The sequence below is a fragment of the Pectobacterium aroidearum genome (assembly GCF_015689195.1).
In the GTDB taxonomy this organism is placed as follows: domain Bacteria; phylum Pseudomonadota; class Gammaproteobacteria; order Enterobacterales; family Enterobacteriaceae; genus Pectobacterium; species Pectobacterium aroidearum.
On the sequence record NZ_CP065044.1, the window covers coordinates 4,213,107 to 4,239,302 of the forward strand.

Genomic DNA, 26,196 nt, shown 5'->3' on the forward strand with positions numbered 1-26,196 from the left:
CATGCCTGAGTATGGGTTTAACAAATAAAAGACATTATTGCCTATATACCAAAGGGACTATGCCAGAATGCGAAAGTCCCCCCGTACCCTGACGGGTATTCTTTTCCCTTCCCTTTGCTATTTTTTATTGACAGTGCATCACACCCTATTAGCAGATAATTGGAGGCTCCGATGGATTCACAATTTATCGGTTCGGTTATTAATGCGTTACCGCTGGAAAATATGATTAGCGGGCCTTTACAGGCAATGATTAACGCACAGGTTCAAGCCAGCAAAGCCTATACGGATTTTTTATTATCGGTATGCATTCAAAATAATAAAGCGGTCGCTATCCAATTCGATTACGACGAAACGCTTATTGATGAAAGCGGAGTCGCAAAAGGCGCAGTGACAAAAACGATGCGCATACCGCTCATTGCCGCCATTACCCATCCGATTATCTCTATTGAAGAAGGGACAATCGATTTCGAGCTTGAGGTAACGCAGAGTGAATCTTCATCCGATGACACCGGAGAAGACGGCAATCTGGCGGCTTCACTGGGATGGGGAGCCTTCAAGGTCAAAATGGCCGGCCGGGTATCACACAAGTCGGCGCAAACCCGGGCTACAGACACACGTGCCAAATACAGCATTCACACGCAGGTAAAACGTCAACCTGCGCCTGAAGCACTGATGCGCGTCATTGATTTTCTGACCGATGCCGCAATCAGGCCCAGTATTCCGAATGGGGAAAGCACGTCACCGGCAGCGGAAAACGCCGCCCCACCTGCGTCTGCGGAGCAGCAAGAAGCGTCATCATAACCAAAGAACATTATTCAGCGGCATAGCACATGTGTGCCGTACCTGCATAACGCGTAAAAGGATGCCCGGCGTGACTCCCTGGCATCACCAGAGGATCAGACCATGGCATCGGCAAAAGTGCTCCATACCTTATTTGAACAGCAGTGGCATCAGACGCCGGACGCCATCGCCCTGAGAAGCGATACCGAAACATTGACCTATCGGCAATTGGAGCAACGTGCGAACGCCATGGCGAGCGCGCTGTTGCAGCGGGGCGTAAAGCCAAAGGATGTTGTCGGTATTTATTTGAATAAAAGCCCGAATCTGATCGTCAGCCTGCTCGGCGTATTGAAAACCGGTGCCTGTTATTTACCACTTGATCCGTACTATCCACATGAGCGTCTGGATTATATGGTCAATCATGCCAACGCACGTCTGGTGATCACTGACGATGAACACGCGCTTAAGCTGGCGCCGGGCCACCGTGAGATCGTTGACCTCAATCAGCTCGATCTGAGCACGCAGGCTACTCCAGCGCTTCCCACCGTCAGTGAGGAAGACCTGTGTTATGTGATGTACACCTCAGGTTCTACCGGAACGCCAAAGGGCGTGATGGTCAGCCATCGAACGGTGATCAATTACCTGGTGTGGATGCAAAACGCCTTCGGACTTCGTCACGAAGACGTTGTCCTTAATCAATCCACATTCAGTTTTGACGTCTCGGTGTGGGAGATTTTCTGGCCACTGATCGCTGGTGCCAGTTGTGCGGTCATCACCGAGGACGCTAAGTACGATCCGCTGTTGCTGGCAGAATTTATGTGCCGCCATCAGGTCACGGTTGCGCAGTTCGTACCGACGGCACTGCGCGTCATTGTTGATGCGCATGTGCTATCTCGCTGCACATCCCTATGCCATATCTTTTCTGGCGGCGAGGCGCTCGATCAAACGCTGGTTAACGATCTTTCCCTGCAATATCCAGGGAAAATCCACAATCTCTATGGCCCGACCGAGGCCACGATATTTGCCTGCCACTGGCACTGCCAGCCGGGGGCAGAGGAAAACATCGCCCCGATTGGCAGGCCAATCCCGCACGCCATCGCTTATGTACTGAATGAGGCGCAACAGCCTGTCAATCCAGGGGAAAGCGGCGAACTCTATCTGGCAGGAGATGTTCTGGCCAAAGGCTACCTGCATGCAGAAAAGCTGACACAGGAGCGATTTATCGATGACCCGTTTAGTCACCCGTCTGGGCAGAAAATGTATAAAACCGGTGACTGGGTTAAGCAGCGCGCCGATGGCGTGCTGGAATTCATTGGCCGCATAGACAGTCAGGTTAAATTGCGAGGACACCGTATTGAGCTGGCAGAAATAGAAACGCATTTGCAGGCGTTGCCCCAGATTAATCACGCCGCCGTTATTCTCGAAACGCGCCCGGAAAACGCGGCGCCATCACTCTCCGCGTTTTATGTATTACGGCATCAACAGCACATCGATATTCAGGAAATAAAAGCGCACCTTGCCAAGACGCTGCCTTTTTTCATGGTGCCTTCTCATTTCGTTGCGTTGGAGAAAATGCCTACGCATCCTAATGGAAAAATAGATAAATCCAAGCTGTGTTCCTATGTAAATAACTAATGGTGAAAAAATGTCAAATGACAAAGCAATATTACCTTCCGAGATAGAAAAAAACATTATTTCTATCTGGCGGACCGTACTCAATAATCCGAAGGTCTCCATTCAAGAGAATTTCTTCGATGCAGGAGGAAATTCCCTGCTGATGTCCAAGGTTTATCGCGAAATAAAAAACAAAATAGAGTCACCTATCTCTATTGTTGATTTATTCCAATACCCGACGGTACAGATGCTAAGCAAACGTATTAGCGAAATACACGCTGGGAAATCAAGCAGCAAGAAGTAATTACGCCGAAAAGCGTATTGATACTCCAGGGGAATAACCGCCCTGTAATGGGTAATGCATTTCATCATCCTTATTTCACTGATAATAGGTGGTAATACCATGTCTGCAAATCAACTGAACGTTTCCTCGGCAGTAAAAGCAAAAGTGGCTTCGGCAATTAAATTTGTCCTGAGTCACCAAAATTCATCCAAGCCCGCGCACTACTATGCGATTGGCCAGAAAATCCTTCCTTATGCCAAAAAATATTGGGGGACTAAATCTATTCCAGCCATTCCTGTTTCAATCAAAGCATCATTGCAACACCCGTCGGCATCCAACCTGCAAAGCCTCATCAGCCGGGTTACTGCTGGCGTCGCAGGTAGCAAAAAGTAATTAACGTTTAATTTAGCTGTCCCTTCTATATTCACGGCGTAGGACGTCGACCTCTCTTTCTCTGAAGAATATTTAGCGAGAGAAGGTTAACGGCCTGCGCCGTGAAAGGAGGCGAATATATTCACGGTGAGGTAATGAAATGAAACAGCAAGAACAGTTCCGCGATAAGGATATTGCTATTGTAGGAATGTCGGCCCGCTTTCCCGGTGCGGAAGATACCGCGATATTTTGGCAAAACCTGTTGGACGGCGTGGAGACGATCAGCACATTCAGTGAAGAAGAACTGAGGGAGTCAGGCATTGAAGAAGAGATGATCGCCTCGCCCAACTATATTCGCCGTCGGGGAATTTTGGGCAACGCACAGCACTTTGACGCTAATTTCTTTGATATTACGCCGCGCGATGCCGAAATTATGGACCCACAGCATCGTGTCTTTTTGGAATGCTGCTGGCACGCATTTGAAGACGCAGGCTATGTACCTGCCACCTATCCCGGCAAAGTTGGCATCTTCGGCGGAACAGGAACCGCCTGGCATTTGAGTAAAGTGAATGCCCATCCTGAAGTACAGAAGTATGCCAGCGGCGCATCGGTCGTCACCAACAATGATAAAGATTACGTAACGACCCGGGTTTCTTATAAGCTCAACCTCAAAGGGCCGAGTGTTAACGTACAGACCGCCTGTTCAACCGCGATGGTCGCCGTCGTGATGGGCATGAATAGCCTGTTGAACGGGGAAAGCGATCTGATCGTTGCGGGCGGTGTTTCCGTGGATACGCCAGAACGCCGGGGTTATCCTTATATGCAAGGCGGCATGGAATCCGCAGATGGCCGCTGCTATGCCTTTGACTCCCGCGCCAACGGCACGGTGTTCAGCCGCGGTGCTGGCGTCGTGTTACTGAAGCGCCTGAATGACGCTGTGCGCGACGGCGACCATATTTACGCCGTGCTGAAAGGCGGCGCAGTGAATAACGATGGTAACCTGAAAGCTGGTTTTACCGCGCCGAGCATCGACGGGCAGATCGCCGTTGCCAAACAGGCCATCGCCAATGCGCAGCTTGATCCCGCTACCATCAATTTTGTTGAAGCACACGGCACCGCGACGGCATTGGGCGACCCCATCGAATTCACGTCGCTCACACAAACGTTTCAGGAATATACAGATAAAACCCAGTATTGCCGCCTGGGATCGGTGAAAACCAACATCGGCCATACGGACGCGGCATCAGGCATGGCCAGCCTCATCAAAGCCTCGCTGGCGCTGGAAACCGGCAAGCTGCCAGCCTCACTCCATTTCGAATCACCAAATCCTAACATTGAGTTTGAAACCAGCCCGTTCATCATGAACACCGAGCTCAGCGAGCTGGAACCGTCGGAGACACCGCACCGCGCGCTGGTAAACTCTTTCGGCGTCGGCGGTACCAATGCCTGCGTCATTCTGGAAGCGGCGCCACCGCTCAACGCGGGCGATACCCATAATGACAGCCTGCTGGTTTTGCCTTTCTCCGCCAAAAGCCGCACGGCGCTGGAAGACATGAAACGCCGCCTGCGCGATTACCTCAGTGCGCATGACGACGCCAATCTGGCAGATATCGCCTACACCCTACAGGTTGGGAGACAAAAGTTCTCGCACAGCACGGCGGTTATCGGGAAGGATCGTGATTCCCTGCTGGCCAAACTGGATCAGCCGTCACTGGTTGTGACCCAACAGGGTAAAAGCAAAAAGTCTGTCGTGTTCATGTTCCCGGGACAGGGCAATCAGTATGTCAATATGGCGCGTGAACTGTACGATACCTACGACGTCTTCCGCGCGAGCATGGATCAATGCTGTGACTATCTGGAACCGATTCTGGACGTCAATTTGACGTCAATTATTTTTCAGGACAGCGACAATATCGCTGAGTCCCGTATCAATGAAACCCAGTTTACCCAACCGTCCCTGTTCGTGGTGGAGTACAGTCTGGCAAAACTGTGGATGTCGTGGGGCATTCAGCCAGATGTCATGATTGGGCACAGCGTGGGGGAATACGTGGCAGCCTGCCTGTCCGGCGTATTCTCACTGGAAGATGCGCTGAAAGCCGTGGCGCTCCGGGGCAAAATGGTACAGGCATTGCCCGCAGGGGATATGCTGGCTGTTCTGCTTGATGAGGAAAGCCTGAAGGCAAAACTTCACGGCAGCAAGCTGGAAATTGCAGCGGTTAACTACCCTGGGCTCTGCGTCATCGCCGGTGCTTCAAACGATATCGCACGTTTCCAGCAGCAGTTGGAAGACAGCAATATTTTCTGTAAACATCTCGACACTTCACACGCGTTCCACTCACACATGATGGAGCCCATGCTGCCCGCCTTCAAAAAGGTCATCGACAGCATCAAGCTCCATGCACCACAGATCCCGTTTGTCTCTACCGTTAACGGCGCATGGGTCACTGAAGAACTGGCGAAAAATAGCGACTACTGGGTGCGTCACGTACGCAACCCGGTGCTGTTCTCCCACGCCTTCAAAACGCTGATGGCTGAAGAGCATCATGACTTCGTATTCCTTGAAGTCGGACCGGGGCGTTCACTGGAATCGTCCGCCAAGCAGCATTTCAGCGCGGAAGACGGCGCCTTGATTTATGCCTCATTACCCACGGCAAAAGACGTTGCGTTATCCGGCGAACATCTCCTCTCAACGCTTGGCGCGCTTTGGGCTAGCGGCGTAGACGTTCCCTGGCATCTGCAGCATTCAGAGCAGCACCGTCGCCGAACCCCGCTGCCGGGCTACCCTTTTGAACGTAAACGCTTCGCCCTGCCAGCACTGTCGTCAGCCAGCCCTGACGCGCAGAGTGAACAATCCGTTAAGGCTAAGAAGCGGAAACAGGCCGATATCGGTGACTGGTTCTATATGCCGACCTGGAAAAAAACCATTCCAGCGAAATACATGGCGGGCAAACGCGTTGAAGCTGAGAACACCTGCTGGCTGATCCTGACGGATACACAGGGCATCGCCGAACGCACGAAGCAGATACTGGAAAAGGACGGGCATCAGGTCTTTTTCGTCAGCCCGGGAACGCAGTATCAGGAAACACGTTCCGAAGGCCGATACACTCTCAACCCTGCCTCACGCGCCGACTATGTCCGGTTACTGAAAAGTCTGACGGAGCAAGGGCTACGTCCATCGCGTATCCTGTATTTGTGGAACCTGGCGGCAGAGGAACAGGTACAGCCGCTTGAGCACACCTATCTCTCGTCACCGCTGAATACATTCTATCCTGCCCTCTATCTCCAGCAGGCGCTGGTGAATGAGAATTTGCTGGACGATCTGCATATCACTTTTGCCACCAGCAACACATTCAGCGTCATGGGCGAACGTATCGCTTCCCCAGAGAATGCACTGCTGGTAGGACCTTCGCGCGTGTTCTATCACGAATACCCTGAGGTGCAATGCCATCTGGTAGATATCGATCTCAAACAAAACGCCGTACAGCTTGATGAATTTGCCCATAGCCTGATTGCAGAAAGCCATATTGCAACACACGGCAATCTGGTGGCTTACCGCGGAAACCAGCGCTGGGAAGAAAGCTATCAGGCCGTCCATCTGAAGCAGGACGATCTCGGTTTACCGGCAGAATTGAAAGACGACGGCGTCTACCTCATCACAGGCGGCCTCGGTGGCTTGGGGATCCTGCTTGCCAACCACCTGTCAGAAAAAAGTCATGCGACGCTCATCCTGACCTACCGCGCCGCGCTACCGCCACGCGAAGAGTGGCAAGCCTGGATCCAACAGCATCCTGTTGACGATCCTGTCAGTGAAAAGCTGGCGAGCATTTTACGTCTGGAAGCCCGCGGCAACCTGATACATCTGGCACAGGTCGACGTGAATGACTATCACGGTATGCGTGACATGTTATCCGCGTTCCCGCAGGTCGACGGAGTATTCCATACCGCAGGCGTGGCTGGCGGCGGCATTATTCCGCTGAAAAATGACGCCGATTGCGCCAACGTGCTCGATCCCAAAGTCGCAGGTTCGCTCATTCTGGATGAATTGCTACAGGACAAACAGCCAGACTTCTTTATTTTATTCTCTTCCATTACCTCCATTGTCGGTGACGAAGCCCGCATTGATTACTGCTCGGGTAACGCGTTTATGGATGCCTTTGCGCATTACCGCAACCAGCATCGCCGCGGACGCACTGTCTCGCTGAACTGGGGAAAATGGGGCGATGTGGGCATGGCTGTCCGTTGGGGCAAGCAGTTACAGGAGAAGAAAAACAGCAAGCTGGCGGCTGTTGAGGAAACCAAAGGCGACCTGCTTACATACCTTGAGCGCGAAGGCATGCAGGAAAGCTATCAGGTTAATCTCACCGTGCAAGACTGGGTCATCGATGAGCACCGCCTCGCGAAGCAGCCTTCACTGGTGGGAGCGACGATTTTATCGCTGCTGCATGAGTTCATGACGTGCTTTAAACCTCAGGAAAGCCTGCAGGTCAAAAACCTGATGCTGACCAAGCCCGTTATCTATACCGATGCCTGGCCACGACAGATGAAGCTATTCATCACGCCAGATGGCAAAGGTTATAAGTTCAGCCTCAAGAGCCGAGGCGTGCTTGAACTCGCATGGCAAGAGCATGCATTCGGGGGAATCGGCAACGGTGCGCCAGCTTCCGATCTCACGCCACAATCGATTGACGCCATTAAACAGCGCTGCACCACGCAGGTGCCCTACGCGCCGTTTATCACTGAGCTGGACAATGCCAACACGGGCGAAAATTTCCTGTCGTTCAGCCAGCGCTGGAACAACCACCGCGAGATCGTTCAGGGCAATAACGAATGGCTGATACACAAGGTGCTGGGGAACGAATATACGCACGATCTTACCCGCTATCCGTACCATCCAGCGCTGATTGATGCCACGGCGATATCCTGCCTGTCATTGATTACACAGGAGAATTTCCTGCCTATTAGCTATGGCAAGATGACCTTCCTATCTCCACTGGAAACAGAGTGCTACGTCCACGTCAGGCTCAAGCAAGCCTATCAGCCGCAGGACAACGCCATCGTCATGGATATCACGTTCCTTTCACCGGCGGGCGTTCCGCTGCTGGTCCTGGAAAACTACACGCTGATGAAGATGACGATGGGCAATCAGCTCGCAACGCCAGAGAACACCACTGCGGCAACGGCAGCCACGGTAAAAGTGAATCTGGCAGATAAAGACATTCTGTTGCCAGAAGGGGTGGATGCCATAAAGCGCCAGCTCGCACATCTGGAATTTGAACAGTTAGTCGTCGTCACCAGCGATCTGGACCAGCTCATTTATGAGTCAATCCCTGAGCAGGAAACGCCTGAATTCATCTTGCAGGATAGCGAAGCTACGGAAGGGTATGCCAGACCCGCTCTCTCTGTGGATTACGTTGCGCCAGAAAATGACATTGAGAAAGAGATCGTCAAAGTCTGGCAGTCCATTCTGGGGATCTCGGGTATCGGCGTTAATGACAGCTTTACTGAACTGGGCGGTAACTCACTGCTGGCAGTACAGGTCGTTTCTACCGTTTCCGGCATATTTGAAATCGATATTCGCGTTGATCTGTTTTACCAAAACCAGACCGTGCAAGGGTTAGCAACGCTGATCCTTACCGAACTGGAAGCCTTATTGCAGGAATAAGGGCACGGCCGCCTTCGGTATGCATCTCGAAGGCGGCCGCTAATGTAAAAACCGAATGTCACAAAATGAGACTCGATAATGACGCAGCTTCCCACCGCAAAACTGACCTCGCTTAGCCTGGATGAACTCAAAAAGCTGGCAAGAGAAAAGAAGAAAACGAGCAACACATCCTCAGGTAAAGCCATTACTCCGCACGCAACCCCCGGCAGAGTCCATTTCCCCATGACCAGCGCGCAAAAGCGTATCTGGATGCTCTCCCAATACCTTGACGATAGTCAGGTCTATAACAATCCGTATGTGCTTGCCTGCAGAATCGAGCACGACATGGAGCCGCGGCGAGTACAGCAAACGCTCGACTATCTGATGCAACAACATGACATTCTGCGTACGACATTCCGGTTGGTCGATAACGATGTGTGCCAACACATCGCCGACGATATGTCTTTTCCGTTTAGCTTTGAAGATATCTCCGCATTCAGCGAAGAAGACATTGAAAAATACGTCTCAGAGACGGCCATAGCGAAAGGGAATATTGTTTTTGATCTGGAGAATGGCCCTCTGGTTTACCTCCATATGGTCAAAACCCATCCGTACAACTATGTCCTATTTCTGACATTCCATCACATTATTTCCGACGGGTGGACGGTCAATGTGCTCTTCAAAATGCTGATGGAAAACTACTTTCGTCTGTTGCAAGGAGGGACATTACCTATCGAGAAAACGCTCCAGTTCGCCGATTACGCGCTGGCGGAAGATCGATGGTATACCGAGGGCGAATACCAGACCGGGCTCGCTTACTGGGCGAAGAAGCTGGATGGCATCACGGGGCAGTTAGATCTGGCAACAGATTACCCCCGTCCAGCCAAAATGAGCACCGCCGGCGGCATCATAAGTCAGTTCTTTGATTCCTCTTTCTGCCAGCGTTTGCAAACCTCTGCCACACAGCATCAGGCCACGCAATTCCACGTTATCCTCACGGCATATCAACTCCTGCTACATAAATACAGCGGGCAGCAGGAAATCATCATCGGCGCGCCATTTGCCAACCGCAATCTACCAGCCACGCAAAACATGATGGGGCTGTTCATGAATACCCTGCCATTACGTTTTGATATCGATCCTGATGCCAGTATCGCTTCGCTGATTGAGGGGGTGCGCGTCGAATGTGAAGAAAGCATGAAATATCAGGATGTGCCGTTCAATTACATTCTGGATGAGATTGCCTATGTGCGTAATCCCCAGATCAACCCGGTATTTCAGGCAATGCTGACTTATCAGGTGTTTCCTCATTTTCACAGCAACAGCGGGTTCAAATACAAGCCGTTAAAAGTGGATTACGGCACCGCCAAACTGGACCTGAACTTATGGGTAGAAGAAGACAAGGATAACGACGGCTTGCTGTTCACCATGAACTACAGCAGCGCGTTATTTTCCAGCAATACCATCCAACGCATGCTGAATGACTTGCGTACGGTGATTGAAACCTTAATTAACCAGCCGCAACTCACCGTGCGGGATATTTCGCTGTTAGGCGATGAAGAACGCCGCGCGACCATCGCGCAATGTCGTCCAACCGCTAACACGCTCCCACCAACCGTTCATCGGCAGTTTGAACAACAGGCACAGCAGAGGCCGAATGCTATCGCGGTTCGCTGTGAAGGACGCACACTAACCTACGCTCAGCTCAATGAACGGGCGAACCAGTTGGCTCATCAGCTACAGAAAGACGGGCTCGCTCATGGGGAGTGTGTCGCGTTATTTATGCCTAAAAGCGAGTATTACGTCATCGCGATTCTGGCCGTGTTAAAAGCGGGCGGATGCTATGTCCCAGTCGATATGGATCTTCCTGCGCAGCAGGTTGAGTTCATACTGCAAAACTCCGCCGCCCGTCGTGTCATCATCGACGAACAGGCGCCCGGTGAGATGCTCCCCTGCGTCTACGTAAGACAAAACCGCAGCACGATGCCAGACAACAATCCATCACAACCACAGCCCGTGACAGATGGCCCTGCTTACATCATTTATACCTCGGGCAGTACCGGAAAACCCAAGGGCGTTCAGGTCAAACACTCACAGCTAAGCCACTACTGTCAGGCCATTCGACCCGTGCTCAACCTGTCGTCCGATGCCCGCTACGGCATGTTTTCATCCTTCACAACCGATTTGGCACACACGGTGTTATTCCCCGCATTGATCCATCAGGGTCAATTGGATGTCATCACGACTGAATTACTCCGCTCGCCACAAGAGCTGTTTGCTTATCTGGCACACTACCCCGTAGATTGCATAAAGATCACACCTTCCCATTTAGCGACGTTATTGACGTCACCACAGGCCGAAGCGTTATTACCTCGTCAGTTGCTGGTTATCGGCGGAGAACGCGTTCCTCTGTCACTCATCAAGCGCGTACGTGAGTTCCCCCTTCCTTGCCGCATCCTGAACCATTATGGTCCAACCGAGTGTACCGTCGGTGTCACCACCTATCCGGTGCCAGAGGATCTTAGCGCGCTCTCAGGGAACTACTTACCCATCGGTAAACCCCTGTCCGATAGCCATGTCCTGCTGCTCGATCCTTATCACCAGTTAGTTCCTGCCGGTCTGCCAGGTGAAATTTATCTGGGTGGTTCACATGTGGCGGAAGGATACATCGGCCTGCCGGAGAAAAATCACACACGCTTTATCCCCCACCCTTACCTTGAGGGCGAGCGGCTTTATCGCAGCGGTGACAAAGGCCGCTTCCTGTCTGACGGCAATCTTGAATTTATGGGGCGCTTGGATCGCCAGGTTAAAGTACGCGGCTACCGTGTTGAGTTGACAGAGATCGAACAGGCATTACAACAGGTCGCTAATGCGACACACGTGGCCATTAAACAAAACACGCTCCCCCACGGAGAAGCCGTTTTAACCGCCTATGTGTGCGGTATTACCGACGCTCATCAGACTGCGGTAAAAGCAGCACTGCAAAAGAAATTGCCAGACTATATGCAGCCCGAACGCTGGGTATGGCTAGAGGCGATGCCATTAACCGCCAGCGGTAAGATAAACTATGCCGCGTTACCTCTGCCCTCAGCGGAAAAGCGCGAATCGCTTCATACCCCGGAAAATCAGCGCGAACGCGACCTGTATGAGATTTACCGTGATATTTTACAAAACGATGCCATTGATACGCAGGAGAGTTTCTTCACGCTTGGCGGGAATTCTCTCAGTGCATTAAAGCTCATCCTGAACATTAATCAGCACTTCGGCACCTCCCTGTCTCTGGGACAACTGTTCGAAAACAGCAGCATTGCGCAGTTGGCTCGCGTGATTGACGAAAAAGGAACCCAGACTCAAGCCGCAAGGGTGACCATCAACCGTGGTCAGCCTGAAGATAAACCTACGTTGCTTTTGATCCACCCAGCAGGCGGCAACGTACTGTGCTATTCCGCGCTAGCGCGTGAATTGGGCGAGAGCTACCCGGTCTACGGTATTCAGGTGCCTGACTTCAGCGTTAACCAGCCTTATAACGCCGATATCAAAGCGCTTGCCGCATTCTACCTCTCACAGGCTGGCGACATCATTCATCACTCTCGTCTGGTTCTGGGCGGGTGGTCCCTCGGCGCGACCATTGCCTTTGAAATGGCACAGCAGCTCGCGGCAAAAGGCATCACCCCCACGGTATTAGTCCTGGATCAGCCTGCGCCAGAGATCAACATCGATGGTTCAGCAGACATGAACGAGGCTGAACGTCTGGCGTACTTTGCACATAAAGTGGCTTTGTTTACCGGCACGTCTTTCGATCTGTCAGAGCAGTCACTTGCGGACATGAGCAATGCGCAACGCACGGCACGCTTTCTGACTGAATTTAAACGGGTGGGGCTGGTTCCTGAGTCAATTGGACCGAAAGCGTTTCAAGATTTTCTCAATATCCTGCAAACCCATATCTATGCAACGGATGCTTACCGTAGTGAGCCCTACTCAGGTGATGTACTGGTCGTCGAGGCGGACGATATTTTGCCCGGTCGCATCCGCCTGCCTGAATCCGGGTTGGGGTGGCGTCGCCTTACGTCAGGCTGCCTGACGGTACTGCCGACATCTGGCGACCATATCTCAATGATGAACGCCCCACATATTTCGCGTATAGCCGAACAGCTCAAGAAAGTATTGCGATAACACATCCGCCGTCTGTGGTTTCAAACGCAGAACGGCGGTTTCATGACGTAAGCGAGGAGAAAACATGGGCCATCCCCCGTCGTTAACCGTTTGGCGATATCTGAGATCACGCGATGCGCTTCTGACCATTATCATACCGGTCATTCTTTACAACATCGCATTCTTACAATCGGGGGCGGGCATTGCGCTGTTAATTACCGCGATCTATTCCGGTGTCCTGCAATTATTCAGCCGTTGGCAGGGCTATCTGCCAATCATCGCTCTCATCCTGGTTTCGGGGCTTAGTCACTACCTTTATCTCGAAGGGGTAATGCTGCTTGGAATCCATCAGGAGAGCGTCTTTTTATCGATCAGCGGCGCGCTTTCCACCGTTATTATTTTTTCCATTTACAGTATCAAGGGGCGTCCGGTCATACAAATCTTGGCGGAACAAGCTACGCCGGACCTTAAGACGCTCCCCGTTTATGGCACACCGCAGTATGTCAGAGTCTGGAATGAGGTATCACTTGTCTGGATTCTTGTCTACCTGGTAAAAGCCATCATCATTTACCTCCTTTCTCTCCAGCCCGGATTACCGATGGATACCCTTGTCCTCATCAGCGGATGGCCGCTTACGCTACTGCTGGTGATTTTCAGTTTCCGCTGGCCAAAGCATCGTTGGACCTCGCACGCACACGACAACGCTTCCTGACCAACTCAACAGGTAGCGCATAACATAATGAATGATAAATATAGGGAATATTATGAATCCGTTAGAAAACAAGCTGATTGTACTGGATCACCATCCTGATGGCCCTGCGCAGCTAGAGCATTTCAGGTTTGAAAAGCGCCATATCAATGCACTACAGCCCGGCGAATATCTGGTTGAAAACAAATGGTTATCCATTGACCTTTATACACGTCCACGGCTTAACAAGAACACGGCCTATGTGAGCCCAATCAAACAGGGCGAGGTAATTCAAGGCGAAACGATAGGCTACGTGGTGGCGACGAAAAATCCACATTTTCAGGTTGGAGACTGCGTGTTCACCTTCTCAGGCTGGCAGAAATACTATGTCGGCACGCCTCAGGATTTTATTACGCATCGCCTGCCGCCAACGATTCTGTCACCTTCGATTTTTCTCAGCGTAGTCGGAACACCGGGACGTTCCGCTTATTTTGGCATGAACAAAATAGCCAAACCCAAAGCGGGAGAAACGCTGGTGGTCTCAGCAGCCTCAGGGGGCGTAGGATCCGTCGTCGGTCAATTAGGTAAACAGGCTGGATGCCGGGTTGTCGGTCTGGCTGGCAGCGAAGAGAAGTGTCGCTATGTCGTTGATACATTAGGCTTTGACGCCTGCATTAATTATAAAGAAGATGATCTAAACCGAGCCTTGCGGGCTGCCTGTCCTAACGGGATTGATATCTATTTTGAAAACGTTGGTGGCAGGATCTCACTGTTCGTCGCCAAACTACTCAACGAAGGCGCAAGAGTCCCAGTCTGTGGCAGTGCAGCACAATACAATCAGGATCCTGACGTTGACGCGTCCAGCACAGTCGCGTTTTTCTCTTCTCTACCCGATGCCCCGCTGAGCCGTTTTTTTCTCGTAACAGAATGGTTCAAAGACTATGCGGAAGCAAACATCTGGCTATTGGATGCCGTAGAGAAAGGACGGTTAAAATACCGGGAGAGCATTGTTGAGGGAATAGAAAATGCACCTCAAGCCTTTATCGATCTGTTAGATAGCAAACACTTTGGCAAGCAGCTGGTTCGTCTGTAAAGCTGAGACCAGAAATTAAAGACAAAAAAATAGACGTCCATTGACGTCTATTTTTTATGTTGGTACCGAGGACGGGACTTGAACCCGTAAGCCCAATCGGGCACTACCACCTCAAGGTAGCGTGTCTACCAATTCCACCACCACGGCATCACAATTACTACTTTAAAACGCTTACTTCGGAATGTCACTCGCCGGCGTTGAAGGCGCAGCAGGCGTTGTCGTCTGCTCAGCTTTTTCAGGCTGGTTAAGGTTATCCCAGGCGCCACCTTTTTTCTGCAGCGAACTCAGGTTGCCCAGAACGAGGCTGATAATGAAGAACAGAGTCGCCAGTATCGCCGTCATGCGGGTCATGAAATTACCAGAGCCGCTCGAACCGAACAAAGTGGCAGAAGCACCTGCTCCGAACGACGCTCCCATATCAGCACCTTTACCCTGCTGCAGCATGATCAAGGCAACCAGCCCGATCGATACTAACAGGAAAATCACTAATAGAGCTTCGTACATAGTCGTACCTGTTAACCGTTTCCCCATGTTTTATGGAGAATGCTATATTCTGGCGGTAAACCGCGTGTCATTCCGCAAGTCAGATGTCTTGAACATCCGTTATCAAGCGGGTCTGAATACTAACCAAAGGATGTAACGTACGCAAGGGTAATTTAGCCACCACGGGTTGATTGCAGAAAAAAACAGCGGCTTTCGACACGAGATGCCTGTCGAAAGCCTTATCTGCCTGATTGGTGAATAAAAAAGCCCTCAACCAGCGGCTTTCACCGCATCGGCAATACGGTTTGCCAGCGCGATTACCGTCTCTTCATGTTCACCCTCAACCATGACGCGGATAAGCGGTTCAGTACCGGATTTACGCAGCAGTACCCGCCCGCGTCCGGCCAACTCTTTTTCCACATCCTGCGTAATCTGCTGCACTTTTTTATCTTCCAGCGGATCGTTTTCACCCGTAAACCGTACGTTAACCAGGATCTGTGGAAACAGCTTCATACCGCTGCACAAATCATGCAGGCTCATATGGTTTCTCACTATAGCGGTAAGTACTTGCAAACCGGCAATCACACCGTCGCCCGTCGTCGTTTTATCCAGCAGGATCACATGACCGGAGTTCTCTGCACCAATGCGCCATCCTTTTGCCTGCATCATTTCTAATACATAGCGGTCGCCCACCTTGGCGCGAGCAAACGGGATGCCGAGCTGCTTTAACGCAACCTCAAGCCCCATGTTACTCATCAGCGTGCCCACCGCACCGCCGCGCAGTTGTCCTTGACGCAAGCCTTCACGCGCGATGATATAGAGGATCTGGTCACCATCGACTTTGTTGCCCAAATGGTCGACCATGATGAGCCGATCGCCATCGCCGTCAAAGGCCAGCCCCACGTCCGCTTTTTCAGCCAGTACGCGAGCTTGTAACTGCCTGACGTCGGTCGCTCCGCACTCTTCATTGATATTCATGCCATCCGGTTCACAGCCAATCGCGATCACTTTAGCGCCAAGCTCGCGCAATACGCTGGGAGCGATATGGTAGGTCGCACCATTGGCGCAATCGACGACAATCTTTAAACCATTGAGGCTCAACTCGCTCGGGAACGTTCCCTTACAAAACTCGATGTAGCGTCCAGCAGCGTCAACAATGCGGCTGGCTTTACCTAATTCAGCAGACTCAACACACGTCAGCGGTTTTTCCAGTTCAGCTTCTATCGCTTCTTCTACGTCATCTGGCAACTTGGTGCCGTCAATTGAGAAGAATTTAATTCCGTTGTCGTAATACGGGTTGTGAGAAGCAGAAATCACGATCCCCGCTTCTGCGCGGAACGTGCGAGTCAGATAAGCAACCGCAGGCGTAGGCATGGGGCCGGTAAAAGAAGCCGATAAGCCCGCCGCAGCCAGCCCGGCTTCCAGCGCAGACTCCAACATATAGCCAGAAATACGGGTATCTTTGCCGATAATAATCTTACGAGAACCGTGTCGCGCAAGCACTTTCCCAGCGGCCCAACCCAGTTTAAGCACAAAGTCAGGAGTAATCGGCGTATCGCCAACCTTGCCACGTACGCCATCGGTACCAAAATATTTGCGGTTACTCATCTCGTTTTTATTCCTTCGCAGAAAGGGTGGCCTCAACAATGCGCATGGCATCAGCCGTTTCTTTAACATCGTGCACGCGAATAATCTGTGCTCCCTGCATCGCCGCAATCACTGCGCAAGCGACGCTACCATGAACACGCTGCGCAGGTGGCACGTTTAGAAGTTGTCCAATCATGGACTTCCTCGACATCCCCACCAGAAGAGGCAGTTCAAAACGATGCAACTCGCTCAGGCGGGCCAGAAGCGCATAATTATGGGCAAGATTCTTACCGAATCCGAACCCAGGATCCAGCAATAGCTTACTTTTCGGAATATTGGCGTTCACGCAGCGATCTATTTGCTGTTGCAAGAAATTTCCGATGTCCTGCATCAGGTCATCATAATGCGGTTTGTGCTGCATCGTTCGCGGCATACCCTGCATGTGCATCAGGCACACGGGCAAACCTGTTGCCGCAGCAGCTTCCAGAGCGCCAGGTTCTTGCAAAGCGCGAATATCATTAATCAGATGTGCGCCTGCCAGCGCTGATGCCGTCATGACTTCCGGTTTTGAGGTATCAACAGAGATCCAGACGTCAAAACGCTGAGCAATGGCTTCAACAACGGGCACCACACGCTCCAGTTCTTCTTCCGTACTCACCTCATCCGCCCCAGGACGCGTTGATTCACCACCAATATCGATCAGGGTCGCGCCAGCGGTAACCATCTCCTGAACGTGCAGCAATGCAGCATCGAGCTTGTTGTGTTTGCCACCATCGGAAAAAGAGTCCGGCGTGACGTTAAGAATTCCCATGACGTGTGGGCAGGAAAGATCCAGCGTTGAGTCTCTGGCAACCAGTTGCATGATTTACCTCCGCATTCTGGTGTAGTTAGCATGAAATGTGATTCGAAGAATATTCCCAGTAAAAAACCCCAGCCTGAGCTGGGGTTTCATAAGTGACCGATATCAATCGCAGGCGAATTATTTGTCGTCCGCTTGCTCTGACATGGTGTTACCGGGATTCGGCGTCTGCGGCTCATCCACTGGCGTAGGGGCTTTAGGTGTCCCACCGCCGTTGCCGGAATCGTTGTCAGAACGAGACTCTTCCCAACCCGCAGGCGGACGAACCTCTTTCTTACGTCCCATCAGGTCATCAATCTGCGGCGCATCGATGGTCTCATACTTCATCAGGGCATCTTTCATCGAGTGAAGGATGTCCATATTAGCCATCAACAGCTCACGAGCACGCACGTAGTTGCGTTCAATCAGTGATTTCACTTCCTGATCGATGATACGCGCCGTTTCATCTGACATGTGCTTGGCTTTTGCTACAGAACGACCGAGGAATACTTCACCCTCTTCTTCCGCATAAAGCAATGGACCCAGCTTTTCAGAGAAGCCCCACTGCGTCACCATGTTACGAGCAATCGACGTTGCAACTTTGATGTCATTGGACGCACCAGTCGAAACATGCTCCACGCCGTAAATGATTTCTTCGGCCAGTCGACCACCGTACAGCGTAGAGATCTGGCTTTCCAGTTTCTGACGGCTGGCGCTGATCGCATCACCTTCAGGCAGGAAGAACGTCACACCCAGCGCGCGACCACGTGGAATGATCGTCACTTTATGGACTGGGTCGTGCTCTGGCACCAGACGACCGATGATAGCGTGTCCCGCTTCATGGTATGCCGTCGATTCTTTCTGCTTTTCGGTCATGACCATGGAACGGCGCTCAGCACCCATCATGATCTTGTCTTTCGCTTTCTCGAACTCAACCATCGAAACAACGCGTTTGTTACCACGAGCAGAGAACAATGCGGCTTCGTTAACCAGGTTAGCCAAATCCGCACCAGAGAAACCTGGTGTACCGCGAGCGATAACTGACGCATCGATATCTGGAGACAACGGTACGCGACGCATATGTACTTTCAGAATCTGTTCACGACCACGAACATCTGGCAGGCCAACAACAACCTGACGGTCAAAACGACCGGGACGCAGCAAAGCCGGGTCAAGCACATCGGGACGGTTAGTCGCCGCGATAACAATAATACCTTCGTTGCCTTCAAAGCCGTCCATCTCAACCAGCATCTGGTTCAGCGTTTGTTCACGTTCATCGTGACCACCGCCTAAACCTGCGCCACGCTGACGGCCAACGGCGTCGATTTCATCGATAAAGATGATACAAGGTGCAGCCTTCTTCGCCTGCTCGAACATGTCACGGACACGAGAAGCACCGACACCCACAAACATTTCAACGAAGTCAGAACCGGAAATCGTAAAGAAAGGTACTTTCGCTTCACCGGCAATCGCTTTCGCCAGCAACGTTTTACCCGTTCCCGGCGGGCCGACCATCAGAATGCCTTTCGGAATCTTACCGCCCAGCTTCTGGAAACGGCTAGGTTCACGCAGGTATTCGACCAGTTCGCTAACTTCTTCTTTCGCTTCGTCGCAACCGGCTACATCAGCAAACGTCGTCTTGATCTGATCTTCAGTCAGCATACGCGCTTTGCTCTTGCCGAAGGACATGGCACCTTTACCGCCGCCGCCTTGCATTTGGCGCATGAAGAAGATCCAGACACCAATCAGTAACAGCATTGGGAACCAGGAAATAAAGATAGAAGCCAGCAAGCTCGGCTCTTCCGGTGGCTCACCAACGACTTTCACGTTCTTCGTTAGCAGGTTATCCAGTAGCTTGGGGTCATTGACAGGAATGTAAGTCGTGTATCTATTGCTGTCTTTTTTGATAACACTGATCTCACGCCCGTTAATACGTGCTTCACGGACCTGATCCTGATTCACTTCAGTCAAGAAGGTTGAATAATCCACCCTACGGCCATTCGACTCGCTGGGCCCAAAGCTCTGGAAAACAGACATCAGCACAACTGCGATGACTAACCAGAGAATTAGGTTTTTCGCCATGTCACTCAAGGGATTAACCTCATATTACAACTGTGTTAAAAAACAGCGTTAGGGTACTACAGTTTGCGCCCTGTCGCTACAATATACACTTCACGAGACCGGGCACGTGAGGCGTCTGGTTTACGAATTTTCACCTTCGTAAACAGGGAGCGAATTTCCCGCAGGTATTCATCAAAACCTTCTCCCTGAAACACTTTCACCAGGAAACTTCCGCCTGGCGCTAATACATCCCGACACATACCAAGGGCTAATTCAACCAGATACATCGACTTCGGAATATCAACGGCTGGTGTACCACTCATGTTAGGGGCCATGTCAGACATCACCACCTGAACTTTGCTATCGCCAACCCTTTCGAGCAAGGCTTTGAGGACCAGTTCATCACGAAAGTCCCCTTGCAGGAAGTCGACGCCGACAATCGGATCCATCGGTAAAATATCGCACGCGATAATTCGACCATTTCCACCGATTTGCGTGACCACATACTGTGACCAACCGCCAGGTGCAGCGCCTAAATCCACAACCGTCATCCCGGGTTTAAACAGTTTGTCGCTCTGCTGTATTTCGTCAAGTTTAAACCAAGCACGCGAGCGCAGCCCTTTTTTCTGAGCCTGCTGCACATATTTATCGCTAAAGTGTTCCTGCAACCAGCGACTGGAACTTGCAGAACGCTTTTTATTCGCCATCGATTTTCCAACTATTCTCAGTAACACGCTCGTGGTGGGGAGAAACTTCTCACATATTACCAATCAGAACAGTCAAATTGGTTATAATCATGAGATGGCGGTAGAATGAACCGTTTTCAATCCCAACCTAAGTAAAAAAGACAATGAACCTAAGTAATAAACAAAAACAACACCTGAAAGGCTTGGCACATCCGCTAAAACCGGTTGTCATGCTGGGCAATAACGGTCTCACCGAAGGTGTTCTGGCTGAGATCGAACAAGCATTGGCGCATCACGAACTGATCAAGATAAAAGTAGCGACAGAAGATCGCGAAACCAAAGCCTTGATTGTTGAAGCGATTGTTCGTGAAACGGGTGCCGCTAACGTTCAGGTCATCGGCCACACGCTGGTGCTCTACCGTCCTGCTAAAGAACGTAAAATTGTGTTACCACGATAACACTTTTTATTTCAGGATACTCAGTTTTAACGGAAAGGTGCCATGCCTCTCGGTTAGAGAAAAGGCCGCAAGCGGCCTTTTTCTTTTCTTTACAATTTTTGCTGTTTTAATCAACAACACGGCAAAATTTATAGATATTCGACCTTCAGGATCTCATATTCCACGTCGCCGCCCGGCGTACGAATGACCACAACGTCATCTTCTTCTTTGCCGATCAGACCGCGCGCAATCGGGGAATTTACAGAGATCAGATTTTGCTTAAAATCCGCCTCGTCATCACCCACGATCCGGTAGGTTTGTTCTTCCTCGTTATCCAGGTTCATCACAGTCACAGTGGCGCCAAAAATAACACGACCGTTCGCCGTCATCTTCGTGACATCGATAACCTGTGCGTTAGACAGCTTAGCTTCAATGTCTTGAATGCGCCCTTCACAAAAGCCCTGCTGCTCACGTGCGGCGTGGTATTCTGCATTTTCTTTCAGATCGCCGTGCTCACGCGCTTCGGCAATGGCCGCAATAATTTCAGGTCGACGCACAGATTTCAGGTGGTCAAGCTCTTCGCGCAATTTTTCAGCACCACGCAAGGTCATCGGAAATTGTTTCATATTGTCTATACCTCTAAAAAAGTCCGTAAGACTCAAATAATCGTCATCCTGACGCGCTAAAAATCAAAGGCGACGGAGTCTCTGCAACGTGCCAGTCCTCACTGGACATAAAGCAAAAGCAACCAGCCCCGGAACAAAATTTCCAGGCTGGCAGCGGTTTTGCATTTTGATACGTATTTTACCCCAGAGTTCAATGAGGGTCATCGTTTACTTTAGACCTTGTTGCGCCGTAGTATGACCACACGTTACCCCGTTCTTAGCTGAGATTATGCGTTTTTCATCGATTGTTACCGGACTTGCCTGCGCTTTTGTTCTGCATGCCAATGCAGCTTCTGTTGAGGATCATCGCCAATATTTACCAGACGGCGCCAATCTGGCGCTATTGGTACAAAAAGTTGGCTCGACAACACCCAGCATGGCCTTCAATAGCCAGCAAATGGCGCTTCCCGCCAGTACACAAAAGGTGATAACCGCATTAGCTGCATTACTGCAATTGGGTCCAGATTATCGATTCGTCACTACGATGGAAAGCCATGGCCCTGTCACTAGCGGTATTCTGAACGGTAACCTCATCGTACGGTTTAGCGGTGATCCAACACTGAAGCGCCAGCAAATACGGAACATGGTGCAGGAATTAAGAAAGCGCGGGATAAAGGAAATCGCCGGGGATGTGCTGATCGACACTTCGGTATTCGCCAGTCACGATAAAGCCCCGGGCTGGCCGTGGAACGACATGACACAGTGCTTCAGCGCCCCTCCGGGTGCCGCGATTGTCGATCGTAACTGCTTCTCCGTCTCACTCTACAGTGCGCCTAAAGCGGGTGATAATGCGTTTATCCGCGTCGCCTCCTATTATCCAGTGCAAATGTTCAGCGAGGTCCGCACGCTGGCTAAAGGGTCAGCCGATGCACAATACTGCGAACTGGATGTCGTGCCGGGGGAACTGAATCGCTTTACGCTTACAGGCTGTTTGACTCAACGCACAGAGCCGCTTCCGCTGGCGTTCGCCATTCAGGATGGGGCCAGCTATGCCGGCGCTATTGTTAAAGATGAGCTACAACAGGCAGATATACGCATCAAAGGCAGTCTTCGTCGTCAGACGCAGCTAGGAGCAGCGGGGAGCGTGCTGGCTCAGACACAGTCTGCTCCACTGCACGATCTGCTCACCATCATGCTGAAAAAATCGGACAACATGATTGCCGATACGGTTTTTCGCACCATTGGACACGAGCGATTTAGCGTCCCGGGAACGTGGCGTGCAGGCGCAGATGCAGTGCGTCAGATCCTTCGTCAAAAGGCAGGGGTAGATTTAGGAAACAGCATTGTTGTTGATGGTTCCGGCCTGTCACGACACAACCTGATCTCGCCAGAAACGATGATGCAGGTATTGCAGTACATCGCACAGCACGATAATGAATTGAATTACATCACCATGCTTCCGCTTTCCGGCTATGACGGCACGCTGCGTTATCGTGGTGGTCTGCATGAAGCTGGCGTTGATGGCAAGGTTTCGGCGAAAACAGGGGCGCTGCAGGGGGTATACAATCTGGCAGGCTTTATTACCACAGCGAGCGGTCAGCGTATGGCATTCGTCCAGTTCCTTTCAGGCTATGCCGTGCCGCCAGAAGACCAACGCGCACGCCGTGTCCCTCTGGTGAGATTTGAAAGCCGTCTCTATAAAGACATTTATCAGAGTAACTAAATAATAACGCGGCCTTACCCTGATAGGATAAGGCCGCGATAAGCGAGAATTAACTAGCAGAAGAACGAATTACTTTTGATAGATAATTTCAACGCCTTCATCATCTTCATCGTCCCAATCATCATCCCACTCTTCTTCGGCTTCTTTTTCTATTTCAGCCAGCTGTTGACGATGATAATCATCCCACATGAACTCAACCTTTTCCGGCGCGCTTTCGGCGATCGCCGTCACTTTCGGATTGGCTTTCAGGAAGCTCATTACGTCCCAGCAAAGTGGAGTGACACCTTCACGGTTCGCCGCAGAAATCAGGTAATACTTACCTTCCCAGCCAAGCGCAGTCGCAATCTCTTTGGCACGTTTTTCCGCTTCAGCCTTGTCGATCAAATCCACTTTGTTGAAAACCAGCCAACGCGGTTTTTCTGCTAAACCTGCGCCGTACTGCTCTAACTCGTTGATAATGATTTTGGCATTTTCAACCGGATCGGACTCATCAATCGGTGCCAGATCAACCAAATGCAACAGAACACGGCAGCGTTCAAGGTGTTTCAGGAAACGAATCCCTAACCCAGCGCCTTCAGATGCTCCTTCAATCAAACCAGGGATATCTGCCACAACAAAGCTCTGTTCACTATCCATGCGAACCACACCAAGGCTCGGCACCAGTGTAGTAAACGGATAATCCGCGACTTTTGGCTTCGCTGCTGATACCGCACGGATGAACGTCGATTTACCTGCGTTCGGCAGACCCAACATTCCCACGTCAGCCAGCAACAGCAGTTCCAGCGTCAACTCACGTTCTTCACCTTTCGTGCCACTGGTCTTCTGGCGAGGAGCACGGTTGACGGATGATTTAAAACGCGTGTTACCTAAACCGTGCCAGCCGCCTTTCGCGACCATCAGGCTCTGCTGATGACGCGTCATATCACCCAACACCTCGCCGGTACCCTGATCCAGAACACGGGTACCAACAGGGACTTTAATCGTAATATCTTTACCGCGTTTACCGGTACAGTCGCGACTTTGCCCGTTTTGTCCACGCTCAGCGCGGAAGGATTTTTCAAAACGATAGTCAATCAGCGTGTTCAGGTTTTCGTCAGCCAGCAGATAAACGTCGCCGCCATCACCGCCGTCACCGCCATCTGGGCCGCCGTTAGGAATATATTTTTCACGGCGAAAGCTAACACAACCGTTACCGCCATCGCCTGCCACAACGAGAATTGTGGCTTCATCTACAAACTTCATTGATTCTCTCCGCAAAAAACCAATAGAGAATATCTACGTGTTTTAGGCTTGTTATTGGTTCTTCTTGGCGTAACTTTTTGATTTTAAGGCATGTAGCGTATTTCTACTTACCATTAAAAAAACTGACGCACCAGAACGCATTCCAGCAAAGGAGCGGATTGTACCTGCCCGCTCCAATAATTTCATCTGTATTAAAAATAAACAACCTATGCAGACTATCAAAAGATGGCTGTGACCGCTGCAATACGCTTTATCTTAAGTTACTTTTTCACCATCAATGGTGGCACAGGCTCTTTCTTTCCAGGGAGGAAACGGTGTCCGATAGCAGAAAACATGGCTCCAGCAACAACGACAAAGGCCCCTACATAGCCGACCCAATTTAGTACTGGCGCAGCAAAAAAAGTCGGCCATCCTAACGCCAATAGATCGGAAAACAGCAGTGTAAATAGCGGCGTCAACGTAATGACCGCGCTAACCTGCGATGCCTGCCAGCGAGCCATCGCCTCCGCTAGCGCGCCATACCCAATCAAGGTATTCGCGCCGCAGAACAGCAGGCAGATAAGTTGCCACCCACTAAGTTGGAAAATAACTTCAGGCTTGGCAAAAGGCGTAATAAAGACGACACACAGAACATACAGCAGAAACAGAATCTGCTGCGATGTCAGACGCCGTAATAACACCTTCTGCGCCACACCATAGGATACCCATACCGCCGAGGCGCAAACACCTAGCAGTACGCCCAGTGTGTAGTCCGTCAGTCGGGTAAAGATCTCAATCAGGCTGGTATTAAAGAACAGAATCAGGCCACAGATCAGCATGATCGCGCCAATGACCTGCGTGCCACGCATCTTTTCCTTTAGGATAAGTACGCTGGCGAACATCATACCAACAGGAGAAAGCTGTCCGATGACCTGAGAGGCAGTCGGACTCAGATATTGCAGAGACGAGCTAAAGAAAACAAAATTTCCTAATAACCCCGCCGTTGCAATCAGCAACAGAACCCACCAGCGGCGATGCCGAAAAACCCGCATTGGCGGTAAATTCTTACGGGATGACAGAATAATGCCGAGTCCAATAGAAGCAATAATAAAGCGATACCAAACAATCGTATAAGGCTCCATAACCACCAGAACCTGTTTCATGGCTATCGGCAGCGCCCCCCAGCAAACAGCCGTAGTCAGCGCCAGACACAGACCGATACCCGTCTGCTGTTTAGTATTCATACTTATCCAGATGGTTTACTCAGAATCAGAATGTAAAAAGCCCCGCAAAGAATTGCGGGGCTTGAATCCGTAAGACCTAACGCGAAAAATTATTCAGCAACGATGCTGATATATTTACGGTTTTTTGGGCCTTTAACTTCAAACTGAACTTTACCATCAGTCAAAGCAAACAGAGTGTGGTCTTTCCCGCACCCAACGTTAGTTCCTGCGTGGAATTTGGTACCACGTTGACGAACGATGATGTTACCAGCCAGTACACTTTCGCCGCCAAAACGTTTTACGCCCAGACGTTGTGCATTGGAGTCGCGACCGTTACGGGTTGAGCCGCCAGCTTTTTTGTGTGCCATTTAATCCGCTCTCCTAATCTTAAGCGCTGATGCCGGTAATTTTCACGTCAGTGAACCACTGACGGTGGCCTGCTTGCTTACGGTAGTGTTTACGGCGACGGAACTTAACGATCTTCACTTTTTCGCCACGACCATGAGCAACAACTTCAGCTTTGATTTTACCGCCATCGACGTAAGGAACGCCGATTTTGATTTCTTCACCGTTGGCAACCATCAGAACTTGGTCAAACTCAACGGCTTCACCAGTTGCGATGTCCAGCTTTTCCAAGCGAACGGTTTGACCTTCGCTTACTCGGTGTTGTTTACCACCACTTTGGAAAACTGCGTACATATAAAACTCC

The 26,196-nt window shown here is 51.0% G+C and carries 20 protein-coding genes and 1 tRNA gene; 10 read left to right on the forward strand and 11 right to left on the reverse strand.

The window, feature by feature from the left end:
• Nucleotides 1-171: 171 nt before the first annotated feature.
• From I2D83_RS18780 to I2D83_RS18815, 8 genes are all read left to right on the forward strand, one after another.
• The gene (locus I2D83_RS18780; protein ID WP_181829690.1) at nt 172-801 is read left to right on the forward strand and encodes a DUF2589 domain-containing protein; all 630 of its coding nucleotides are present in this window, start codon (nt 172-174) and stop codon (nt 799-801) included.
• 102 nt (nt 802-903) lie between these two features.
• Nucleotides 904-2,415: an amino acid adenylation domain-containing protein gene (locus tag I2D83_RS18785; protein ID WP_205947094.1), complete on the forward strand. Its 1,512-nt coding sequence runs from the start codon at nt 904-906 to the stop codon at nt 2,413-2,415.
• Nucleotides 2,416-2,425: 10 nt separating this feature from the next.
• The gene (locus I2D83_RS18790; protein WP_012773278.1) at nt 2,426-2,698 is read left to right on the forward strand and encodes a phosphopantetheine-binding protein; all 273 of its coding nucleotides are present in this window, start codon (nt 2,426-2,428) and stop codon (nt 2,696-2,698) included.
• Between the two features lie 99 nt (nt 2,699-2,797).
• On the forward strand, nt 2,798-3,070 hold the full coding sequence (locus tag I2D83_RS18795; RefSeq protein WP_012773277.1) for a hypothetical protein: 273 nt from the start codon (nt 2,798-2,800) through the stop codon (nt 3,068-3,070).
• 139 nt (nt 3,071-3,209) lie between these two features.
• Nucleotides 3,210-8,711 (forward strand): type I polyketide synthase, encoded by a 5,502-nt coding sequence (locus I2D83_RS18800; protein ID WP_205947095.1) that lies wholly within the window; start codon nt 3,210-3,212, stop codon nt 8,709-8,711.
• Between the two features lie 78 nt (nt 8,712-8,789).
• Nucleotides 8,790-12,863, forward strand: coding sequence for a non-ribosomal peptide synthetase (locus I2D83_RS18805; protein ID WP_205947096.1), 4,074 nt, complete (start codon nt 8,790-8,792; stop codon nt 12,861-12,863).
• Between the two features lie 64 nt (nt 12,864-12,927).
• Nucleotides 12,928-13,554 carry a hypothetical protein gene (locus tag I2D83_RS18810; RefSeq protein WP_205947097.1) on the forward strand — a complete coding sequence of 209 codons (627 nt, stop codon included), beginning with the start codon at nt 12,928-12,930 and terminating at the stop codon, nt 13,552-13,554.
• Nucleotides 13,555-13,606: 52 nt separating this feature from the next.
• Nucleotides 13,607-14,623 carry an NADP-dependent oxidoreductase gene (locus I2D83_RS18815; protein ID WP_205947098.1) on the forward strand — a complete coding sequence of 339 codons (1,017 nt, stop codon included), beginning with the start codon at nt 13,607-13,609 and terminating at the stop codon, nt 14,621-14,623.
• A gap of 60 nt (nt 14,624-14,683) precedes the next feature.
• Here I2D83_RS18815 and I2D83_RS18820 read toward each other — a convergent pair.
• The 6 genes from I2D83_RS18820 to rlmE form a co-directional block, all read right to left on the reverse strand.
• A tRNA-Leu gene (locus I2D83_RS18820) sits at nt 14,684-14,770 on the reverse strand.
• Nucleotides 14,771-14,794: 24 nt separating this feature from the next.
• Nucleotides 14,795-15,127 (reverse strand): preprotein translocase subunit SecG, encoded by a 333-nt coding sequence (secG, locus tag I2D83_RS18825; protein WP_012773272.1) that lies wholly within the window; start codon nt 15,125-15,127, stop codon nt 14,795-14,797.
• 249 nt (nt 15,128-15,376) lie between these two features.
• Nucleotides 15,377-16,714: a phosphoglucosamine mutase gene (gene glmM / locus I2D83_RS18830; RefSeq protein WP_181829697.1), complete on the reverse strand. Its 1,338-nt coding sequence runs from the start codon at nt 16,712-16,714 to the stop codon at nt 15,377-15,379.
• Between the two features lie 7 nt (nt 16,715-16,721).
• Nucleotides 16,722-17,555 carry a dihydropteroate synthase gene (gene folP / locus I2D83_RS18835; RefSeq protein WP_012773270.1) on the reverse strand — a complete coding sequence of 278 codons (834 nt, stop codon included), beginning with the start codon at nt 17,553-17,555 and terminating at the stop codon, nt 16,722-16,724.
• Between the two features lie 117 nt (nt 17,556-17,672).
• Nucleotides 17,673-19,613 carry an ATP-dependent zinc metalloprotease FtsH gene (gene ftsH, locus I2D83_RS18840; protein WP_181829698.1) on the reverse strand — a complete coding sequence of 647 codons (1,941 nt, stop codon included), beginning with the start codon at nt 19,611-19,613 and terminating at the stop codon, nt 17,673-17,675.
• 56 nt (nt 19,614-19,669) lie between these two features.
• Nucleotides 19,670-20,299 carry a 23S rRNA (uridine(2552)-2'-O)-methyltransferase RlmE gene (gene rlmE, locus I2D83_RS18845; RefSeq protein ID WP_012773268.1) on the reverse strand — a complete coding sequence of 210 codons (630 nt, stop codon included), beginning with the start codon at nt 20,297-20,299 and terminating at the stop codon, nt 19,670-19,672.
• A gap of 143 nt (nt 20,300-20,442) precedes the next feature.
• Here rlmE and yhbY point away from each other — a divergent pair, with 143 nt between their 5' ends.
• The gene (yhbY, locus tag I2D83_RS18850) at nt 20,443-20,736 is read left to right on the forward strand and encodes a ribosome assembly RNA-binding protein YhbY (RefSeq protein ID WP_010283039.1); all 294 of its coding nucleotides are present in this window, start codon (nt 20,443-20,445) and stop codon (nt 20,734-20,736) included.
• Between the two features lie 128 nt (nt 20,737-20,864).
• Here the strand turns inward: yhbY and greA are convergent, their stop codons facing one another.
• Nucleotides 20,865-21,341, reverse strand: a complete 477-nt coding sequence (gene greA, locus I2D83_RS18855) for a transcription elongation factor GreA (RefSeq protein ID WP_012773267.1) — start codon at nt 21,339-21,341, stop codon at nt 20,865-20,867.
• Between the two features lie 268 nt (nt 21,342-21,609).
• On the opposite strand from greA, the gene dacB reads away from it, so the two are divergent.
• A complete protein-coding gene (gene dacB / locus I2D83_RS18860) occupies nt 21,610-23,043 on the forward strand; it encodes a serine-type D-Ala-D-Ala carboxypeptidase (RefSeq protein WP_205947099.1) in 1,434 nt (477 codons plus the stop codon).
• Between the two features lie 69 nt (nt 23,044-23,112).
• Here dacB and cgtA read toward each other — a convergent pair whose 3' ends face one another.
• The 4 genes from cgtA to rplU form a co-directional block, all read right to left on the reverse strand.
• Nucleotides 23,113-24,285, reverse strand: a complete 1,173-nt coding sequence (cgtA, locus tag I2D83_RS18865; protein WP_012773265.1) for an Obg family GTPase CgtA — start codon at nt 24,283-24,285, stop codon at nt 23,113-23,115.
• A 260-nt stretch (nt 24,286-24,545) separates the two neighbouring features.
• The gene (locus I2D83_RS18870) at nt 24,546-25,508 is read right to left on the reverse strand and encodes a DMT family transporter (RefSeq protein ID WP_012773264.1); all 963 of its coding nucleotides are present in this window, start codon (nt 25,506-25,508) and stop codon (nt 24,546-24,548) included.
• Between the two features lie 89 nt (nt 25,509-25,597).
• Entirely contained in the window at nt 25,598-25,855 is a 258-nt protein-coding gene (gene rpmA, locus I2D83_RS18875) for a 50S ribosomal protein L27 (protein ID WP_012773263.1), read from the reverse strand.
• A 19-nt stretch (nt 25,856-25,874) separates the two neighbouring features.
• On the reverse strand, nt 25,875-26,186 hold the full coding sequence (gene rplU / locus I2D83_RS18880) for a 50S ribosomal protein L21 (protein ID WP_005971496.1): 312 nt from the start codon (nt 26,184-26,186) through the stop codon (nt 25,875-25,877).
• Between the last annotated feature and the right edge of the window lie 10 nt (nt 26,187-26,196).

Excerpts from the sequence above, each read along its gene's own strand:
- I2D83_RS18780 (WP_181829690.1), top strand. The coding sequence starts at position 172 with ATGGATTCACAATTTATCGGTTCGGTTATTAATGCGTTACCGCTGGAA.
- I2D83_RS18785 (WP_205947094.1), top strand. The coding sequence starts at position 904 with ATGGCATCGGCAAAAGTGCTCCATACCTTATTTGAACAGCAGTGGCAT.
- I2D83_RS18790 (WP_012773278.1), top strand. The coding sequence starts at position 2,426 with ATGTCAAATGACAAAGCAATATTACCTTCCGAGATAGAAAAAAACATT.
- I2D83_RS18795 (WP_012773277.1), top strand. The coding sequence starts at position 2,798 with ATGTCTGCAAATCAACTGAACGTTTCCTCGGCAGTAAAAGCAAAAGTG.
- I2D83_RS18800 (WP_205947095.1), top strand. The coding sequence starts at position 3,210 with ATGAAACAGCAAGAACAGTTCCGCGATAAGGATATTGCTATTGTAGGA.
- I2D83_RS18805 (WP_205947096.1), top strand. The coding sequence starts at position 8,790 with ATGACGCAGCTTCCCACCGCAAAACTGACCTCGCTTAGCCTGGATGAA.
- I2D83_RS18810 (WP_205947097.1), top strand. The coding sequence starts at position 12,928 with ATGGGCCATCCCCCGTCGTTAACCGTTTGGCGATATCTGAGATCACGC.
- I2D83_RS18815 (WP_205947098.1), top strand. The coding sequence starts at position 13,607 with ATGAATCCGTTAGAAAACAAGCTGATTGTACTGGATCACCATCCTGAT.
- secG (WP_012773272.1), bottom strand. The coding sequence starts at position 15,127 with ATGTACGAAGCTCTATTAGTGATTTTCCTGTTAGTATCGATCGGGCTG.
- glmM (WP_181829697.1), bottom strand. The coding sequence starts at position 16,714 with ATGAGTAACCGCAAATATTTTGGTACCGATGGCGTACGTGGCAAGGTT.
- folP (WP_012773270.1), bottom strand. The coding sequence starts at position 17,555 with ATGCAACTGGTTGCCAGAGACTCAACGCTGGATCTTTCCTGCCCACAC.
- ftsH (WP_181829698.1), bottom strand. The coding sequence starts at position 19,613 with ATGGCGAAAAACCTAATTCTCTGGTTAGTCATCGCAGTTGTGCTGATG.
- rlmE (WP_012773268.1), bottom strand. The coding sequence starts at position 20,299 with ATGGCGAATAAAAAGCGTTCTGCAAGTTCCAGTCGCTGGTTGCAGGAA.
- yhbY (WP_010283039.1), top strand. The coding sequence starts at position 20,443 with ATGAACCTAAGTAATAAACAAAAACAACACCTGAAAGGCTTGGCACAT.
- greA (WP_012773267.1), bottom strand. The coding sequence starts at position 21,341 with ATGAAACAATTTCCGATGACCTTGCGTGGTGCTGAAAAATTGCGCGAA.
- dacB (WP_205947099.1), top strand. The coding sequence starts at position 21,610 with ATGCGTTTTTCATCGATTGTTACCGGACTTGCCTGCGCTTTTGTTCTG.
- cgtA (WP_012773265.1), bottom strand. The coding sequence starts at position 24,285 with ATGAAGTTTGTAGATGAAGCCACAATTCTCGTTGTGGCAGGCGATGGC.
- I2D83_RS18870 (WP_012773264.1), bottom strand. The coding sequence starts at position 25,508 with ATGAATACTAAACAGCAGACGGGTATCGGTCTGTGTCTGGCGCTGACT.
- rpmA (WP_012773263.1), bottom strand. The coding sequence starts at position 25,855 with ATGGCACACAAAAAAGCTGGCGGCTCAACCCGTAACGGTCGCGACTCC.
- rplU (WP_005971496.1), bottom strand. The coding sequence starts at position 26,186 with ATGTACGCAGTTTTCCAAAGTGGTGGTAAACAACACCGAGTAAGCGAA.